Below are 18,391 nucleotides of genomic sequence, written 5' to 3'. Positions count from 1 at the left end.
TCCGTTTCAGTCGGACAGCATGCCGACCAGGGCCAGACGATAGTGCAACAAAAACCCTTTCCGTTTGCGAAACGTGGTTGGTTCCAGGTATGCCCGGCAGGATTTCAGGGTATCCATGAGGAAAACGGCCTGATCCAGATAGGAAAACCCCTCTTCGGTATAGATGTCGAAATAGTTGGTGTCGGAGGGAGAGATGCACCCGACCGGATTGTCTTCGGCATCATAGAGGGTGTTGTTGGCGGCGCTTTGGGCCAAAAACGGTGCCATGCTGTCGAGGAGTTCCAGGGTGTTCTGGCCGGCAGTGGCTTCAGACCAGGCGCGTTGCACAGCGGACGGGGCATGTGGAGGGGGGAATACCGTGGCAGGAAGTTGTCCGGGAGCCACGGCAAAAGGATTCAACAATTGCATGGCCTGGGTTTCACTCAGGGTTTCTTTCCGGATCGGAACGGTCAAACCATGAACCCTGGACAGGGTTTGCAACTCGCGCCGGGTGAGCGTGGCCAGAAAATCCCGGGCCGTGTCATGGCTGGTTTGGGTACGGGCACGCTGGACCAGCTCGGCAAATTGTTCCACTTCCGTTTCCGGTACGTTATGCGAGCGCAGTTGACCAATGGTCCAATCCGGCAATACCTCCCGTATGGATGGCTTGGCCAGCAGGTCGTCGGCAGTATCCAATATGTTCATGAACCGCGACAGGCCGGTTGTGACTGGAGTCGGGATGGACGGCAGGCGAGAGGCGGAACTTTTCATGATGGCAAACCCCAATTTCCCTTTGATATTCCTGGCACAAATGCGCGGGCGTGAACCGGTCGCCTGATGGCTTGCTGTGCCATCTCCGCATACGTTCAATTTATCGCAAGATATATGCCAGTAATGGAGGGATATGCAGGGTGTGGTGTGGAGACAGCCAGCGAGCGGATTCTGGTGGCCTGCGGAGATTTTTTTCGGGACAATTTGACAGTTTTTTCGACGGGTTTGGCACGCTGCCAAAAAAATCATCCGTTTGTTGACATGTCCCGATCAAAGGAGATCCAGTCGGCAAAAGCTGGCCGCCAACGATTTGTCCGGCAAGCAACAGAACGTTTACGGGCAATCGTCAGCCTGCTGTCGTAAACCAGGGAAAACGGCAACCTGTTCCGGGACAGGCCCGCCATGCCGTTCCAGTCTGGAAGCGCTGCCTGGTGACCAGCTCAAAAGCGAGGCAAATGCCTTTCCGGAAGCGCTGCCCGGTGACCAGCTCAAAAACTATTCAAATGCCTTGGGATTGGGCATGTAACGCTTGGGATCGATGCCCCATTTGGTGTGGTCTTCGCAACCAATGATGGCAAGGCCCTTGGGAACATCCTTGTGGTCCATGAGATTGATTTCAATCGGTTCAATCTTCTTTTTGGCCTTGGCATCGGCCATCACCTTGATGACCGGGTGATATTGGCTTTCCGGGTTGGAGTGGACGACAACTGCCAATTTGTGATTGTTCAGCCGGACCAGGGAACCAATCGGATAGATGCCGACGCACTGGACAAATTTTTTGTACAGTTCGGGATTGAAGTGATACTGGCTCCATTCCAGCATGCGGGTCAAAGCGGTATGGGGCATATTGCCCTTGTGATAAACCCGGTCGGATGTAATGGCGTCGTAGACATCGCAGATGGCCGCCATTTGTCCGAACATGTTGATGTTATTCTTGTCCAAACCCTCGGGATAGCCGCTGCCGTCGTAGCGTTCGTGATGCTGGTAGGCCACGCTCATGCTGACTTCGCTGATGCCGGGGCACCGTTCCAGGATGCGGCGGCTGTAGGTGACATGTTGACGCATGATCTTGAACTCTTCATCGGTCAGTTTTCCCGGCTTGTTGAGGATGCCGGGAGGCGTTTTCATCTTGCCGATGTCGTGCAACACGGCTCCCACACCTACTTCAACCAAATCCTGGGAGGTGATGCCCATGGTTTGACAGAAAGAGAGCATGAAGACCCCGACATTGACCGAATGCATGAAGGTGTATTCATCTTTTTGCTTGATCAGGCTGAGGCTGAGCATGGCATCCTGATTGCGGAACATGGACTCGGCCATCTCTTCCACCATGCAGCGCATGGAACCGATCTCCACCTGCCTGCCCATGCGGGCATCTTCCAGAACATTGCCGACCAGTTGTCTGGCTCGGGACTTGACCTCGGCGGCCCGGTTCAGCTCTTGGGCAAAGGGCGGTCCACCCCCTCCGCTGTCGTCTTCGTCATCATCACCCAGGGCCAGGAGTTGGGCGGCCAGTTCTTCCTCCACGCTGGCCCGCTCCCGGGAACCGGCAATATCCTCACCTTTGGCCGTATCGATATCGAGTTCACGGATTCCATGGGCAATGATTTGTTGCACTTCGGCTTCGGTGCGAATCAAGCGGGGCTGGGTGGGAAAGCGGGGGTTGCGTCCACTACAGCAGGGATCGTTCCAACTGTGATTGAAATCATGAACATACATTCCAGGATGCAAAGAGGTGACAGGAATTTTCTTGATCATGGCTCGGGTTCTCTTGACTGACCTCAATGGTGTGGGATGGCTTGCGTATGGAACGGCTTTGGGTTAGACCCTTGTAGAGGCAACGGACAGGTTGGGTCGAGTATGCGCAATATTGACACAGAGTTATTGTAACAGGAGTCTGGCCATGGAAGTGACGATCATTGGCAGTGGTTTTGCTGCGCTGGCTGCGATTCATCGCTTGCGGCAGTTGGACCTGGGGCGACGCATACGCCTGACCATGGTAGCGCCACACGCCGAGTTTGTCTACCTGCCCAGCCTGATCTGGATTCCTTCCGGAACACGGCGGGGTGCCGATCTGCGGGTGGACCTGCACCCGTTTCTCGACCAGATGGGGGTGGATTTCCATGCCGGTGCTGCCCGGGAAATCAAGGACCAGGGGCGCACAGTGATCACAACAGGTGGCCAGGTCAGCAATGATGCCCTGTTGATTGCCAGCGGAGCCGAGTATCTTCGCAAAATTCCCGGTATCGATCACACCCTGAATCCCTGCTCCGGCATTGCGGCGGCTGAAGTCATGCAGCGGCGATTGCGAACCCTGGAACGGGGTGTGATTGCCATGGGGTTTGGTGGCAATCCCCAAGAACCCGAAGCCATTCGCGGCGGTCCCATGTTTGAATTCCTGTTTGGTCTGCATACGCAGTTGCGCAGCGAGCGGCGACGCAGGCAATTCAAACTGGTCTTTTTCGCCCCCATGGCCGAACCCGGCAAGCGTTTGGGACCCCGGGCCGTGAGTGCCTTGTTGAAAGCCATGGCCAAACGGGATATCCATACCCACCTGGGACACAAGATCACCGCCTTCGAGGCAGGCCGGGTCAGCACCGAAGGGGGGGATATTCCGGCGGATCTCATGCTCTTTTTGCCTGGTCTGACAGGACCGGCCTGGCTGGCCCATACCGGCCTGACCCTCTCCCCGGGGGGATTTTTGCAGGCGGATCGCCATTGTCGCGTGGCCGGGGGCGAACGGGTCTATGTGGCCGGCGATGCCGGGAGCTTTCCGGGTCCGGATTGGCGGGCCAAACAGGGCCATATGGCCGAATTGCAGGCCCGGGCCGCAGTCTCAAACCTGTATGCCGAGTTGCATGGCCGTTCTGCGCAACACAGCTTCCGCACCGAACTGATCTGTATCATGGACAGTCTGGATCAGGGAATGCTCGTGTCCCGGTTCAAACGTTTCAGCCTCATGTTGCCGCCCAACCCGATGCTGCACTGGTTCAAAGGGTGGCTGGAACAGCAATCCCTGCGTCCCTATCGGTAGATCATCAATTATTGGAACCTGGCATCGAACCGGCCCGGACGATCGGAAAGGACCGGATGATGGCTGCATCAACCAGCCACATGTAATCCATCTTCTGCATCAACCTGCTGCAAGTGATCCATCAGATCACCCCGGCGGAACGTGGCGGCAAGCTGTTGCAGGGAAATTCCTGCCGGATCGCCGTAAAGACGCTCCAATGCCTTCTCAATATCCTGCAAGGCCTTCTGGAGAAATTGTTCTCCGTTCGCGGCAAGAGACTGTTTTGCCGAGTCGAATGTTTTATGATTCAGCCCAGAGAGATCCAATTTCAAATCACGCAGCAGGGAGACCCCCATCCGCATGGCCAGGAAGCACGATGCGTAACGCACAAAGAGAGGATCACCAGACTGTGGACGTCGTCGCCGGTTTTCGGCAATACGGTGGATGAGTACGGCAAGAATGACTTGTGATCCATTCAGATCATTTGTGAAAACAATGTCATACAGCTTGCCGAAATGTTCCCTGCCAAAAAATTTTGCCTGCTGGGGACGCTGTCGCCAAACCGAAAGAATGGCTTCCGCCGCCACACCTGATGTGATGTCGTTTGGCTTGAGTGAAATATTCAGCCGCTTGCGTTGATAACGGTAACCCAATTGTTCCATGTCGGTTTGTAAGACACGTTGTCGTTCGTCATTGGCCCGCAAATCGCGCAGGTCTACCGGATTTTGACTGTTGGTAGCGAAAGTGATCCGCTGAACCTGATCTTCGTTGTCATCGGCGAGCTGGTACAATCTGATCAACACATGCGCGTCGGCCATTGCGGATGTGGCATGCTGATTTTCCCTGATCGTATTGAAAACTGTCATGCAGGTCTGGGCACCATTGATAATCTGGAGTTTTTCCACTTTGACCTGGTAATCACCAGATTGCAGTGCGTTGAACGAAAATTTTTCACAAATCATTGTTATTCCATTGTTGTAATAATAAAAATTGCGGCTCTCCTCCCCCAGCAGGGTATTCCTGATGCCTTCGTTCACCCGGTTGCCATGGAGACCCAGATAGCGGCGAATATTGCGTTCCAACAGGCGTTCTCCATGACGCTCGACCAGAAGAGCCACTTCGGTTACCGCCATCCGACCGACCAGCACCCGGCTGAAATGGAGATCTTCGCTCATGGCTTTGCCACTCAGTCGCAGAATGTCATCGACTGGTTGGGTGGACTGTAAAATCATGACCAGTCGGTCGTGGTTGACGTGTTCCCAGATCACCTGGTTGTCAAATCCTGACCGCTTGATGGTTTCTTCCGCTGCTGTGTTCCAGCGCAGACCATTATTGCAGGCCAGGGCACGCACCCGGGGAATGTAACCATCGCGAATCAGGGAACGAATCTCTTCAACCCTGGCCTTGATCCGGTCATTGACCGGACCCAGAGGCACCAAAGGGTCAAAGAGGTAACGGATGGCGTTCAGCAATGCCTTGATGCCCGTTTCCGGGAAATGGGCACTTCCTTCCAGGGATTTTTTGTACTTGGCCTGAAAAAGGGTTACGGTAAATTCGCCGTCTCTCTCTTCGGCAAGGTGCATGGCGTCCACCCCAAAGTCACCACCTCCCTCCGTCAGGCAATCAAAGGCATCTTCGTCGGAGATGTCCAGTATGGTACGAACAAGAAAGAAGACAAAGGCGAGTGATTTTAATTTCGTATCATCCACGATGTTTAATTCATCATTCGCCCTTTGCCGTATTTCATCGCAAATGGCAGACAGGCGCTGATCGATGATCGCAGCATGAATGTTCATGCTCCTGTCTCCTTTTCTTTCCGGGGCACCCGCTTTGCAGCCAGGATCAGGTCATTTGAAAGCTTGTTCCACCTTTTGCCATAGTTCCCTGGCGCGTGGTGCTTCCACAGAGGCGATAATCCGTTCGACATAGTGATAATCGACCCGTCCCTGATCCAGGTAACGTTTTTCATCTTCGGTGGCAAAGACAATTTCGCCCAGAAGTTCCAGACCGGCAATGATGCCGACCATGCCCGGTCCACGGGAAAAGGTTTTGTTGCGGGGGATGAAATACAGGTGATACAGACCTGGATGATCCGGATCCGGGGTGCCGATCAGGTTGGCGGAGAGGGAGTGTTTGTCCACATAAAGCTGTTCCCAAAGGGAGGTGACCTTGACCACCTGGGCAACGATATCGGCGCTGGTACCATGGAAATGGATGGCCGTAATGGGATAATTGGGCACCAGATGCGGCTTGCCGGAGCCTTTGGCGGACGTATTCCCGGCAGTCATGGCGGCGGCAATTTCAAGCGGAAACAATCCCTGTCCTTCGGGACGCTTGAAAAACTGGAAATGAAAGTGGTGCGGAATTGAAGCGCCGGCCCCATCCCCATTATAAAACCCGACATAACCCGGCAGATTGTTGACCAGATAGAGAAAATCCTGGACGACTCTCTCCATGCTGGATTGCACATCCTGGTCGTTTTCCGCAATCTTCAACCAGGATTGGGGAATATGTTCCGCCGTGGCCACCGTGACGTGGTTCGGCATCAGGGGAAACGGATTCATCCACATGATGTAATGGCGTTTTTTTGCACTTCCAGGACTGTCTGGGAAGATGTCGTAGCCAATCTCGATGCCCCGCTGCTGCCAGTAAATGTTGTCCAGGCACAAGAAACATCCCCCATTGCAGGAGGAGATGCCGGGCGGGGGTTTTTTGCGTCCGGCTCCGCCTTGCCGCTGACTGCGCTTGAGATTGTATTGCACCAGGAAGTGGGCAGAGTCGGCCTCACGCATGATGCGATATTTGATGACATCCAGCAGATCATCCTGGATGAACCCCCGATCAAACTGCTGACTTTTCAAGGCTTCCACAACGGATGTCAGACCACCCCGTTCGCGAATTTCATCAAGTCGCTTTTTGAGAGCCAGCCACAGACCATCAAAACGGGAGCGATTGAATGGGGTCATTCCATACACATCATGCATGATGGGTTTCCTCACCGGGTGAAACTGTTGTCAGAAAAAAAACAAATATGTCACCAGCAACCGCTCAGCGCATGGTGCGAATGACCGCATCCTTGACACCGGCACGGTCCCTGGTCAGGCGCAACGCCGCCTCCGCCTGGGTCTCAGCGGCAAACGGGCCGCCATAGACGCAAGTCAGAGTGCCTTTTTCCACCGTCACCTTCTTGCGAAATGTGACAACATGGAGGGCAGCAAGTCGTTTTTCGATATCTTCGATATATTCGTTCTCGATAAAGCACCCCGCCGTGACAAAAAAGCTCTTCCTGGTATGGGCCTGTTTTTCAGAATGTGGCGGAGATGCTTTTATCGATACAGTCTCTTCTGTCACCGTGGATACAGTGGGCGGCGATTTTTCGGAGATCTTGGTTTCGGCAGCCGGCGGTGTTTTCTCAGCGACCTTGGCATCGGCAGCCGGCGTTTTTTCAGCGACCTTGGTATCGGTGGCAGGTGGCGTTTTTTCAGCGACCTTGGTATCGGTGGCAGGCGGCGTTTTTTCAGCGACCTTGGTATCGGTGGCAGGTGGCGTTATTTCAGCGACCTTGGTTTCGGCAGTCGGTGACGTTATTTCAGCGACCTTGGTATCGGTGGCAGGTGGCGTTTTTTCAGCGACCTTGGTATCGGTGGCAGGTGGCGTTATTTCAGCGACCTTGGTATCGGTGGCAGGTGGCGTTATTTCAGCGACCTTGGTATCGGTGGCAGGTGGCGTTATTTCAGCGACCTTGGTTTCGGCAGTCGGTGACGTTATTTCAGCGACCTTGGTATCGGTGGCAGGTGGCGCTTTTTCAGCGACCTTGGTTTCGGCAGCCGGCGTTTTTTCAGCAACCTTGATTTCCACGGCAGGTGGCGTTTTTTCGGCAACCCTGGCTTCGGCAGCCGGTGGCGTTTTCTCGGCGACCTGGGTATCGGTGGCAGGTGGCGTTTTTTCGGCGACCTTGGCATCGGCAGCCGGCGGTGATTTTTCGGTGACTTTGGTATCAGTGGCAGGTGGCGTTTTTTCAGCGACCTGGGTATCGGTGGCAGGTGGTGTTTTTTCGGCGACCTTGGCTTCAGCATCCGGTGGCGTTTTTTCAACAGTCCTGGTTTCAGCAGACGCTGTCTTTACAGTCTCCTGAATCTCGGCAGGCGGCGTCTTTTCAACCACCGCAGTCACGGACGATAATTTTTCACGCACCGTCTCCTGGGAAACTGAAGGAACAGGCATCGGTTCCGCTTGAGTCGGTTCCGTTTTTTCCGGGACAGCCGCCGATAGCGACGTTTTTTCAGCCGTTACAGCCACAAGCGACAAGGTTTTTTCAGCCGTTTCCGCCACAAGCGACAAGGTTTTCTTTGCCGCTGTGATGGGAGGAATTGGCAGCCCGGCAGTCGGGATCAGCGTCGGTGCCACTTTCTCTGACTCTGTTACTGGTGTAATCGTCGCTGGTAAATCCTTCCGTACCTCCGCCATCTGAATCGAAGAAGAAGGTGTGTGTATCTGCAAAGGCAAAACCACCGCCCCAACCTGGGACAACTCCAGGGAGTCGGGGCGTGCATCCGGATGACGCAGTGCGCTGACGAGACCTTTTTGCATGAGTTGTCGGGAGGCGTTGCGGGATGTCCCCGGGACCAGATAGTCCCGCTGGACTCGCCAGAGAGACAATTCCGATGGGTTGCCCCGGAAATGGTGTTCAGCCATGGTCATGGCCCGATCAAACTGGGTTTTTGCCAGGGCGGCCTTGTCCTGCATCTGGTAGAGAAGTCCCAAATAATTCAACATGTCAGGCACAGACAGGGGATTGATTTTTTCCTGTTGGCCACTCCAGGCAATGGCCTCTTGAAGCAGGGGTTCGGCCACCGAAAACTGCCGTTCCTCCATCTGACACAGGGCCAGATGCAACGTGATCTCACCCCAGGGAGGTTGTGGAGGAGAGCCGGCCTCGGTCAACACGGTCCGGGCGCGCTGAAGGAAGGGAATCGCCCGGGCAAACTGCCCCGCACCCCCCAACAGTCGCCCCATGTCGTGCAACACCTCCACCAGCGCCTGTGGACGAACCGGGGACTCTTTTTCCAGCAGGGTCAGAGCGCTTTGCAACAGGGTTTCGGCTTCGGCAAGCTGATTGTTCCACAAACGCAAACCTGCCTGAATACGGTATACCTTGACCCGGCCAGCCATGAAGGGTTGTGACTCCCGGTTGAACAAGGCCATGGCCTGTTCCAAATGGGTATCCGCTGCCGGCAATTGCTGACGCTGTGCGCCCAATTGCTGCGCCCGGCCCATATGGGCATGGGCCAGCAAAAAATGCACCCGATCCAGCAAAGGATGCACCGGACCAAGGGCAGACGTGGCCAGGGCGACAAATTTTTCGCCTTGCGTCAACACCTGGGAATAATGGCCCCGATGGTAATGATTCAACAGGTGCTTTTCCTGAAGGAGCAAAATCTGGGGAAGATTGTGTTGTGGATCCTCCTCCAGGATGAGCAGGGCGCGATCCAGCAACGGTTCGGCCTGGGCATGGCTCCCTGCTGCCGAATGGGCGTCGGCCAGGGCAATCAGTGCCGCAACGGTCTGCGGATGGTTGGGTCCGAATGTGCGCGTGCTTTGGCGAAGGGTGTTCCAGCCATCCTGTACGGCCTGGGTCTGCTGATCCTGATTGGCGACTGTCTGGAAAGCCGTCTTGTCTTCAGCGGCTGCCACCGCGCACATGCCCAGCAACAAGAATCCCCCCATGCAACTGACCACATCCCCCGGCAACCATCTTCGCCATCCGGTAACCTGACCTCGGATTGATAATGACAGGGAAAACAGGTTGACTCGTGACCTACCCAAGGCATCCGGATTTTTCAATGGTAGACTCCCGGCAGCAGGCGATTGATCTGCAATACAATTTTTCGCGATTCCTCTTGCAAAATGCGCAACCGTTCCAGGGTGGCGTCATCCGGTGGTTCAGCCGCCTTTTCGATGGCGTCCACCTCATCCAGGATGGCGGCGGCCCGGGCCGTGGCCGCTTCCAGAACGGACTGGTCGGCAATCCGTCCCGGGGAAGCACCTGTTGGTTGCGATGGTGCAGAGATTGTTTCCCAAAGGGTTTTGTTTCTTTTCAAGATCATCTGACGCAATTCCCCAAAACGGGCATGCATGTCGCCCAAAATGAGCTGCTGGGCTGCATGCCGTTGTTGTTCCGGCGAAGTCGGAGCAGGGACCGGGGAGGAAGTCGGGGAGGGGTCCGGGGAAGTGACTGGGGGTGGATCCGCAGCCAGGAAGGACAACGCTGTTGACAGGCCACCGTCATCCAGGTCTGCATCTGAAATAAATTGATTTTTTTCATCATCTTGCAAACCATGGGCAACAGGTGATTCTGCCAGCAGACGCGCCATCAGGAGCAAAAAGCATGTTTCCCATTGACCCACAAAATGACGCACGGTTTGCAACCGGGCGTGGTTGCGGAGGGTCTCCAGACTTTGCGGGGCAGAAATCAGGCCCTGCACCTGACAACGCAAGGCTTCCCATGGGGTATGATGGAGGGGATCCTTGCTCCGAAAATCAAGACTTTCCTGAAAATGATGGAAAACCTGTCGCAAGCGATTCCGGGATATACGGGCCAGATTCCCGGGCAATCCCAGATTTTCGGGATGGATCAGGACCTGGTGCCAGTAGTAGATGAACGCCTCCTCCCATTGCAGGAGGTTGGCCATGCGTGCTGTTTCACCGTTTTTGTTGTTGTTGGCCACTCGTGCCGTGCCAAAACCGAACAATAACGGGTCGGCGAGGTCAATCAACACGGCCAGGAAAAAAATACCCAACAAAATGAGTTCTCCAGGGAACAGGCTTTGTTGGCCGCGCCAATAGGAGGCCTGGCCGTAAAAAGTGTGCAGTGAATCCTGATGTTCCAGGATCCGGCGCAGGCGTTCTTGTGCCGGAAGCGTGGAGAAAGTCCCCTTTCTTTCCAGGCGAGGGAAGGCATGATCCCCACCCGTGGTCTGTTCGATGCGTTGCAAAAGAGTGGTGTGTGCATCGATCATGGTTTGCAGATCCCGGATCTGCTGCTCCTGAAATGGCTGGTTGGCATCCAGGATCTGGAGAATGCGCCGGGCAATCTCGCCAACCTGCCCGGGTTCCAGTCCGAAGAATCGCCGTGCATCCGGTTGGGTGCGTCCGGTTGGCACCAGAAGTTGCCGGAGCTTGTCCTTCTCCTGTTGCAGTTGCAGGGCACTTTGCTGGCGATGTCTGGCCTGGCGTTGCACCATTTCCGCCACGCGACCCGGAAAGGAACGCGCAAGATTCAGGCCGGATTCTGCGAGCAGGCGGTCCACGGTTGCGGCCAGGGGGTGGGGTCGCAACAGGGAGACATCATGGATCTCTTTTTCAAATCCGCCATAGACCACAAAATGCCGGCCCCAATGGCGAATCTCCCGGTTCAGGTTGCGGGTGGTCTCCAGAGGATGGCCTGTCGCGTCGGGATCCGTTTGAATGGCTTGTTCGAATCCGGTCCGTAGCGAGGCCAGGTCACGTTCCAGGGCAGCCTGCATGTCGTACAGGGAGAGAGGCTGCGCCGGGGCCTGGCGTGTCGTATCCAGCACCTCGGTCACAATTTCCTGCATGGTGCCAATGTGTTGGGTCAGGACCGGTTGCCAGATCATGCGGGAACGGATGCCGACGACATTGGCATGGATGGAAAACAGGGTCAATACGGCAATCAGGGAGAGCCGGCGAGGATGACGTCGCCAGGCAACGACGATGCCTTGCCACACCTGACCGGTTGTGGCGACACCCCGCTGGAGAAGGAGGTTGCCATGCACGATCAGGCTGGAGAGGAGCAGGCCACAGATCCCCGCCGTCACATGGCGCAGCGTCTCTCCCAGGCCGCCGACCACAAATGGACCGAACAGATGGGCCATACCAGGGTGTTGGAGCAGGGCGTTGATGCTCCAGGCCGTGGTGCAGGAGGAAACAAGAAACAGCAGCAGCAACAGGGGAAATCTGCCGGCGAAAGACCATTTATCGAGGGTTTCAAGCAGACACCGGGTCCAGGGTGCGGAAGTGGTTCCCGTCTGCCAGATTTCCTGGCGGGTCCGGAACCGGGGAACCGCTTCCGGAACGACTCCTGCCGACCCGGATGCGGCCATGATCTGGAATACCAGTTTTCCACAGGCTGCAAACAGGGAATTGTTGGAAAGAGAGGCTTTTGTCATGATCCTGGGGAGCCACGCCATGCAGCTTACTGGCCGATTGAATTGCGTCATGCTACCCCAGATGGGGTCTGGTCGTCAAATTTTGGCTCATCCGGCAAGGATCAGGACACGGTCTTTTCCTCATGCTGATCCGGAAATTCATGTTTCGGTCCAGCACCAACAGAGGCATCGCTGGAAGAGATGCGGCTGCCTGGTCCGCCCATTTCACTGGCGGCCAGGGCGCGACGCCCGGCCAGATAGAGCATGTCATTTTCCGTCATCCCGGGGCGAAAGCTTACCACGCCAAACCAACCCCGCAGCATGATCCGGTTTCCCCCAACCATGAAGATGGTAAAATCCAGAATATTGATAATCTTGTGGATAAGTGCCTGGGTTGTGGCCAGGTCGGTTTCCGGGAACAGAATGACAAACCGGTCCACTTCCAGGCGGGCCAGAAAATCCCTGGTTCGCAACTGTTGGTTGACCCGTTTGCCGAGCGCCTTGACCAGGCGAATTTCCCGTTTGGGTCCCAGGCGCTTGCTGATGGCAGCAAAATCATCCACCAGAAACAGGGTGAGGGTAAAAGTTTCTTCAAGGTTGGCGGCCTGTTCCAGGCTGCGCCGAAAATGTCCGGAAAAGGCAAACCGGTTGGGCATGCCGGTGGCCGGATCCATGAGATGCCGATCCCGGACTGTGGCCAGTTCCTTGTCCAATTCCCGCAATTTTTCCTGGCTGCTGGCAATCTGTTGTTGATTATTTGCCAGTTTCTCTTTCAGCTCCCGGGCATGGCTCTGGAACAGGTTTACATCCTCCAGAAATGCCGTGCGCAGGGCATGAATGTTTTCCGGGTGATCACTGCTCTGTAAACGTTGGGCCAATTCCAGCAGCCGATGATCCACGCGGCCAATTTCCTGGAGCGTGGACATGAAACCACTGGCCACATCGACCATGGTTCCTTTGAGCAATTCCCGTTCCCGGCGCCAGAGAGAGCGGGTCAGATGGCCATGCTGGACAATCTTGATCAAAAATTCATCGATTTCCGGCCATGCCGAATCCGGACTTTTTTGTGTCAGGATTTCCAGACTGCCAGCCGTTTCCAGGATCCAGGGTTCGTCTTCGCCCAGCAGGCGCAGGGCATTCAGCAAATGTTGCCGCAAAGAGGTTGGCGGACCTGGTGTCTCTTTCCCCACCTCCGGGGAGTCATCGGCTTCGGTATCGACTTCATCGTGATGGTTCAACGGGGCTTGGCCCGGCGGGTCCGGGGTGATCAGCCAGGCGTGGAGCTGGGCCAGCCGGCTCGACATGTCGGGGGATTGCAGGGTGGTGGCCTGGCGGATCAGACGAATGGTCTGTTCCAGATAGACCAGTTTGTCAGGCCGGTTGGCCAACAGCGGGGCGACCAGCAATTGCAGGAGCCGTTCGGCAACCTTCTTGGCCTCAACGAGTCCCAGAGCGCCCCCTTCGCCGGCCAGGACCTGTTCCACAAGCATGCGGGCCGCTTGCAGGTCTGGACGGGATTCGTGCAGCAAATCCCGTAACCGTTCGAGCCGTGTTGCCGGAAAAGAGGGTTCCATGCCCTGTCACCTCCAGAGACCATTATGTGTCAGAGGCTGTCTAAACTGTGATGCTCTCCTCTTCAAGTATTGCATTCTTTGGGCATCGTGAGCCGGATGAGGTTTTGAGGATGGACACCGCAACCATTCCCGGAATCGGGCCAGATGAATCAATCAGAAGGGACAACCATTTTTTACAGGCTCTCACTGATTCATGAAAGTTTCTACCCCGGATTTGGTATTGTCCTTATAGGTGATCTGGAGGGAAAGGGAAGAGACCTTTTCGGTCAAAATGATCCTGTTATCACTGCTTCCATTCAACGGGTTATCCATATCGCAGGGTGCAAGCTCCCACTTTCGATCCAGGTCCGTAGAGTTCAGACTATAGCGAACTTCGGAGATCGCGCAGCGATAGGAGACAAAATTGATGGTGACAGAAAGGTTGTTGATGTGGTCTTTCTGGAAGTTGACCCAGTTATTTTTAGTCATTTCGATGATTCTTTTCTGACTGGCGACAATTTGCACATCTGCATCGAAATCCAGCTTGAAGGGCCCCTTGGGCTGATCATTGATATCATGATACTTGATGGAAACAGACCCTTTTTTGAACGACTTCGGCAGCGTTATCTGATAATTTGGCATCTTGGCTCCGATTCTTGGATCGATATAGTCCAATACCCCTGTATCCTTGAAAGGTTCAGTCTCATCGACCCTATAGAGAATCTTCCGCACGGGCTCGCCAATGCTCAAGTCAAGACTCCACCCGATAGTTGAGAGTATAGCACTGAAAGTGACCGGATTCTCCAACACGTCGTCACCAATGGCTTTGAGTGCTGAGAGCCTGGTTTTGGCATCTTCGATCCACGTTGCCGCCAAATCATGGTCAAGAAAATATTTCAACAAGTGCCCCTGTTCGCTCAACTCAAGAAAGCGATTCAGCAGCGTTTTTTCCATCCTTTTGTCAGTCAATGCCTGACTGCCAAGACGGTTCTCTGAATATTCAAGGCTCAACTCATAATAGACTGGAGCAAACTCTGGCTGCTTCTTGGTAAACGACTCCAGCATTTTTTTCTTTTCATCGCCCGAGAAGAGAATGGCCTTGGAAAAGTTGACAACAAGGTTATCAGAACCTTTACTCATGTCGGAATAGATTTCCCGCGCCCCGGCTTTTCCTTCCTGGACTTTAAGAAAGGTTTGATAGCGCAAGTGCGGATCAAGATACATCAGATTGAAGGAGAAAAATCGTGCATAACTCTTTCTGGCATTCAGATAGTCTCCGTCCGTCTCGTAGACCCGGGCGTTGTGGTAGAACTCTTCCGGTTTGGAAGGATTTGCGATCAGGCCTCCGCTTTTGCCAAGGGACTGAATACCCTTGACCATCTCCCGGGTATTGGAGGCAATCTCATTGGTCGAGACCTTGATGTCGGCTGTATCCTTTTTGATATTTCCCAGATCTTTCTCGATAACCCCTAAATTCTCCTGCATCTTGGCGATCCCCGGTATGACGCCGGCCAAAACGCCACTACTCTCAGCCTTATCGCTGCTCTGGAACAGTAGCAAAGAGCCTGAAATAACACAGACAATTATTGAAAAAACGATTCCGGAAAAACAGTGCCGATTGCTGATGGCACCACCGAATTTGTAGGCGATGAAAAGCGCGACAATCAGGATGATACTGATAAAAAACAGATATTTAGAAAAAGGAGCGATTGGCTGAAGGACATCCGAAACGAAACTGGAAACTGTACCTAATATTCCCAGCTTTCCCCATTGCTTCGTAAATGTTTCCTTGATGTATTGAAATACACCATTGTCATTGTCAGTTTGGCTATCCATCAACGACTCCTTACCTTCGAAACATGATGGCCTGTGGGTAAAAAAAACGGTGGGGTCTCACGGTGACCTAACCGGTCTTGCCGGAAACGTCACCCACTCCCTGGTTGAGTACATGATGCCCTTCGGGCAAAAAAAAATCAAAGACAAACCATCAATTTCTGGTGGTGCCATGCCATGACCTATTCACTTTGAATTTACACGACAATTCCACACCCGAAGAAGCATCATGCGCTTGGCTTGAAAATGCTTCAAAATCAATGAGTCATCGGATAAGATGAAGCGCTTCGTGGCAATAGGTCAGGTCATCCTGGGACACCACCGGGAATTTAAGCTTGTTTTTGGACAGCCTCTCAGACCGATGCCTCGGGCTCGGCGGGAGGCCGATATTCGGCAATCTGGATACGGGCACCTGGATTTTTCATGGCCTGGGCAGCATATAACGCCTCGTCAGCCTGTGTCAGCATGGTGCGTTCGTCCCAGGTGGCATGATGGATCGCGCCACCAAACGCAGGTCGCACGAGCAGGGATTGGTTGCCCAGGCGAAAACGAAGATTTTCAAACAATTCCTGCAATTGGTTGGCCATGCTTCTGGTTTGTTCCAGATTGCCCCGGGGCAGAATGATGGCAAACACCTCCACACTCAGGCGTGCCAGGTATGGATCGGGTCCGGTTTTTCCCCGTATACGTTTAACCAGGGCAAGAATGAGACGTCGGCCTTCTTTTTCCGCCATTCCCTCCAGCAATGTACCCAGATTTTCCATACGACACAAAAGCAGGGCAAACGGTTCCTGCAAATGCAAGGCTCGCTCCCGGTTCCGCGTCAGGTGGGCTGAAAAAGAAAACCGGTTGGGCAGACCCGAGACCGGATCAAGAAGCTGCTCATCCTGGCTGGCTGTCAGGGCTGTTTCCATTTGCTGCAAACGATCCCGGGCACGCACCAGCATGACCCGACTCTCCTCTCTCTGTTCCTGGAGGGAGCGGGCATACTGTTGAAACTCTTCAACCTCATGCAGCAGGAGTTTTTTCAACTCCTCCAGATCGGTCGAACGTTCCTGGGTACGCAAGGTTGCGATCGTCTGTTCCGTGTTCTCCCCGGGGCGACCCATGTTTTGCAACATGGCGTTGAATTGGAACACAATATCGAGCAGGGTACTCTTCAGTTCATCCCGTTCCTGCTGCCAGAGCGTGCGACCCATTTCCTCCTGGATGATCATGCCACTCAGCAGGGTGTGCAAATCCTTCCAGGACACTTCGGTTCCGGGAGGACCCAATTTGTTGACAGCCTCCGCCAGGCGGGAATCCTTGTTGCCCAACTGGCGTAGAATGATCAACAAGCGCTCCCGGAAAGTCTCGGGTGGTCCCGCATCCCTGCTTCCCGGGTTGACCATCAACTCCTTGATCCAGGTGGCAATCTGGTTTACAGGGGCGGCCACTGTCGCTGGGGACAGGGGATTGGCGGTCCGGATTTGCCGACTCAGCCGTTCCACATCCGCCTCCCGTTCCCGATCCTGGGACAAAACCGGCTTCACCAGGGTATCCAACAACAGGGAACCGACGGCACGGGCATCGTTGATGGAGGCTGTCCAGGGTTGGCGAACCAGCATGTCCTTGAGCAGCCGTTTGGCTTCGGCTGTTGCCGGCGGATCTCTCTCCAACCCTTTCAGGACCTTTTCCAGGAAGGTTTCCATTGTATCCATGGCCAGGCCGTCTCTTCTTTATCCCGTTTGATCTGGAATTTCCTGTTGTTGGACAGCCTTTCAGCGCGCCTGGGCTACCACGGGCAGGCGCGAGGGGTAGCGTGCCCGTGCCGATTCCGGTCCGAGAAGCTGTGAAGCCCGAATGACTTCGATCTTGCGATTTTTGGCCTCCGGCAGCCAGGCACGCAACGCGGCCAGGGTTGCCGGATAGGGGTGACCAATGGCCACTGCCGAACCTTGTTTATGTGCGACCGCTTCCAGCCGGGCCAGTTGTTGACTGACCGCTTTCACCTTGGGAACATTATCAAGAAAAACGTCCCGTTGCACCCGGGGAACCTGGTGGGCTACCGCCTCGCGTACACCAACCGACCTGCCAGCGGTCCGACTGTCCACAAAAAACAGGCCACGCTCCGCCAATACCTCCATGACCCTACTCATGCTGGCCGCATCGGTCGTCAATTGAGATCCCATATGATTATTGACCCCTTTCGCTTCCGGAAATTGATCCAGATTGGCGATCAGGATGCGTCTAACTCGGTCCCGGTCCATGCCCATCAACAGGGCACCACGACCTGGATTGAGACGCGGATAGCCACGGGGTTCCATGGGTTGGTGCAAAATCACTTCCTTGTTGGTTGTCTTGCCCAGTTGGGCCACGGCACGGGAATGTCCCCCGCCCGGCAGAATCGCCAGGGTCAGGTCGGCTGGCAGACGGGCAATGGCCTCGGAGACCGGGCCGTTGTAGCCAAGATCGTCGATAATCACCGCAACCCGTGCCCAGCCACCCCGGGAACCCGAACCCGACACAGCCGGTCGCGACGCCGGCAATGGTGTGTCGGAAGGATGCTGAGCCTCTTCGGTGTCATCGGAAAAATGTTCCTCGTACAAAATGGCCTTGTTTTCCTCCCCTTGTGTCAGCATGGCGGTTTGCACCGGGGATGTTCCCTCAGTCGGCGGGGTGGACCGGGCTGTGTTTGTCACCTCCGGCACGGGTATGGGCATAACAGGAACTCGGGCAGTGACCGTGGGCGTTTGGGCTGGTGTTGTGCCTCCTGAGGCGGGCATGTTTTTGGCCGCCATGCCGGTTGCCGGCTCGGCGACGCTCTGGCTCGGTACTGGCGTGGTTCCAGGGGTGAGCGTCGGGGATGATGTCAATTCCGTGCCGGGAATTGTGGCGTGAGGCGTGCCGGATGCTGTTGTTGGAGATGTAACGGACGATCCCATGCCAAACAACGTGGCCAGGGACGATACAGGCGATGCCATGCCGGACGAAACATTCTGGTTTGTTGCGGAGGGTGATGCAGGCGGTGCCGCGCCGAATGAAACATTCTGGCTGACCGAAGATGCGGATCCTCCCGACGGGACGCCCTGGCT

At 55.1% G+C, this 18,391-nt stretch carries 13 protein-coding genes; 3 read left to right on the top strand and 10 right to left on the bottom strand.

Going from position 1 to position 18,391, the window contains the following annotated elements:
- Positions 1 to 6 precede the first annotated feature (6 nt).
- Together HQL65_03330 and HQL65_03325 are read right to left on the bottom strand one after the other, a co-directional pair.
- On the bottom strand, positions 7 to 750 hold the full coding sequence (locus tag HQL65_03330; protein ID MBF0135244.1) for a hypothetical protein: 744 nt from the start codon (positions 748 to 750) through the stop codon (positions 7 to 9).
- A 495-nt stretch (positions 751 to 1,245) separates the two neighbouring features.
- Complete coding sequence (locus HQL65_03325) at positions 1,246 to 2,508, bottom strand: HD-GYP domain-containing protein (protein ID MBF0135243.1); 1,263 nt, start codon at positions 2,506 to 2,508, stop codon at positions 1,246 to 1,248.
- A gap of 145 nt (positions 2,509 to 2,653) precedes the next feature.
- Here HQL65_03325 and HQL65_03320 point away from each other — a divergent pair, with 145 nt between their 5' ends.
- Positions 2,654 to 3,784 (top strand): FAD-dependent oxidoreductase, encoded by a 1,131-nt coding sequence (locus HQL65_03320; GenBank protein MBF0135242.1) that lies wholly within the window; start codon positions 2,654 to 2,656, stop codon positions 3,782 to 3,784.
- A gap of 68 nt (positions 3,785 to 3,852) precedes the next feature.
- Here HQL65_03320 and HQL65_03315 read toward each other — a convergent pair whose 3' ends face one another.
- The 8 genes from HQL65_03315 to HQL65_03280 form a co-directional block, all read right to left on the bottom strand.
- On the bottom strand, positions 3,853 to 5,559 hold the full coding sequence (locus tag HQL65_03315; protein MBF0135241.1) for an AIPR family protein: 1,707 nt from the start codon (positions 5,557 to 5,559) through the stop codon (positions 3,853 to 3,855).
- Positions 5,560 to 5,610: 51 nt separating this feature from the next.
- Positions 5,611 to 6,747, bottom strand: coding sequence for a DUF4922 domain-containing protein (locus tag HQL65_03310; GenBank protein ID MBF0135240.1), 1,137 nt, complete (start codon positions 6,745 to 6,747; stop codon positions 5,611 to 5,613).
- Between the two features lie 64 nt (positions 6,748 to 6,811).
- A complete protein-coding gene (locus HQL65_03305; GenBank protein MBF0135239.1) occupies positions 6,812 to 9,607 on the bottom strand; it encodes a tetratricopeptide repeat protein in 2,796 nt (931 codons plus the stop codon).
- Complete coding sequence (locus tag HQL65_03300) at positions 9,604 to 11,952, bottom strand: hypothetical protein (protein ID MBF0135238.1); 2,349 nt, start codon at positions 11,950 to 11,952, stop codon at positions 9,604 to 9,606. Before HQL65_03300 ends, HQL65_03305 begins: the two co-directional genes overlap by 4 nt.
- 101 nt (positions 11,953 to 12,053) lie before the next feature.
- Positions 12,054 to 13,505, bottom strand: coding sequence for a GGDEF domain-containing protein (locus HQL65_03295; protein ID MBF0135237.1), 1,452 nt, complete (start codon positions 13,503 to 13,505; stop codon positions 12,054 to 12,056).
- Between the two features lie 183 nt (positions 13,506 to 13,688).
- Positions 13,689 to 15,320, bottom strand: a complete 1,632-nt coding sequence (locus HQL65_03290; GenBank protein ID MBF0135236.1) for a hypothetical protein — start codon at positions 15,318 to 15,320, stop codon at positions 13,689 to 13,691.
- 350 nt (positions 15,321 to 15,670) lie between these two features.
- Complete coding sequence (locus tag HQL65_03285) at positions 15,671 to 17,017, bottom strand: GGDEF domain-containing protein (GenBank protein ID MBF0135235.1); 1,347 nt, start codon at positions 17,015 to 17,017, stop codon at positions 15,671 to 15,673.
- A 60-nt stretch (positions 17,018 to 17,077) separates the two neighbouring features.
- Positions 17,078 to 17,950, bottom strand: coding sequence for a divergent polysaccharide deacetylase family protein (locus tag HQL65_03280; protein ID MBF0135234.1), 873 nt, complete (start codon positions 17,948 to 17,950; stop codon positions 17,078 to 17,080).
- A gap of 85 nt (positions 17,951 to 18,035) precedes the next feature.
- Here HQL65_03280 and HQL65_03275 point away from each other — a divergent pair, with 85 nt between their 5' ends.
- Together HQL65_03275 and HQL65_03270 are read left to right on the top strand one after the other, a co-directional pair.
- Positions 18,036 to 18,197 (top strand): hypothetical protein, encoded by a 162-nt coding sequence (locus tag HQL65_03275; GenBank protein ID MBF0135233.1) that lies wholly within the window; start codon positions 18,036 to 18,038, stop codon positions 18,195 to 18,197.
- A 42-nt stretch (positions 18,198 to 18,239) separates the two neighbouring features.
- Positions 18,240 to 18,391, top strand: a 152-nt coding sequence (locus HQL65_03270) for a hypothetical protein (protein MBF0135232.1), incomplete at its 3' end; no start/stop codon positions are given.

It is taken from the genome of Magnetococcales bacterium, assembly GCA_015228935.1.
GTDB lineage: Bacteria > Pseudomonadota > Magnetococcia > Magnetococcales > DC0425bin3 > HA3dbin3.
Note: the sequence above shows the minus strand (reverse complement) of the source record. Positions and strands in the feature narration are given on the sequence as shown.

Excerpts from the sequence above, each read along its gene's own strand:
- HQL65_03300 (MBF0135238.1), bottom strand. The coding sequence starts at position 11,952 with ATGACAAAAGCCTCTCTTTCCAACAATTCCCTGTTTGCAGCCTGTGGA.
- HQL65_03325 (MBF0135243.1), bottom strand. The coding sequence starts at position 2,508 with ATGATCAAGAAAATTCCTGTCACCTCTTTGCATCCTGGAATGTATGTT.
- HQL65_03310 (MBF0135240.1), bottom strand. The coding sequence starts at position 6,747 with ATGCATGATGTGTATGGAATGACCCCATTCAATCGCTCCCGTTTTGAT.
- HQL65_03290 (MBF0135236.1), bottom strand. The coding sequence starts at position 15,320 with ATGGATAGCCAAACTGACAATGACAATGGTGTATTTCAATACATCAAG.
- HQL65_03320 (MBF0135242.1), top strand. The coding sequence starts at position 2,654 with ATGGAAGTGACGATCATTGGCAGTGGTTTTGCTGCGCTGGCTGCGATT.
- HQL65_03330 (MBF0135244.1), bottom strand. The coding sequence starts at position 750 with ATGAAAAGTTCCGCCTCTCGCCTGCCGTCCATCCCGACTCCAGTCACA.
- HQL65_03315 (MBF0135241.1), bottom strand. The coding sequence starts at position 5,559 with ATGAACATTCATGCTGCGATCATCGATCAGCGCCTGTCTGCCATTTGC.
- HQL65_03295 (MBF0135237.1), bottom strand. The coding sequence starts at position 13,505 with ATGGAACCCTCTTTTCCGGCAACACGGCTCGAACGGTTACGGGATTTG.
- HQL65_03285 (MBF0135235.1), bottom strand. The coding sequence starts at position 17,017 with ATGGATACAATGGAAACCTTCCTGGAAAAGGTCCTGAAAGGGTTGGAG.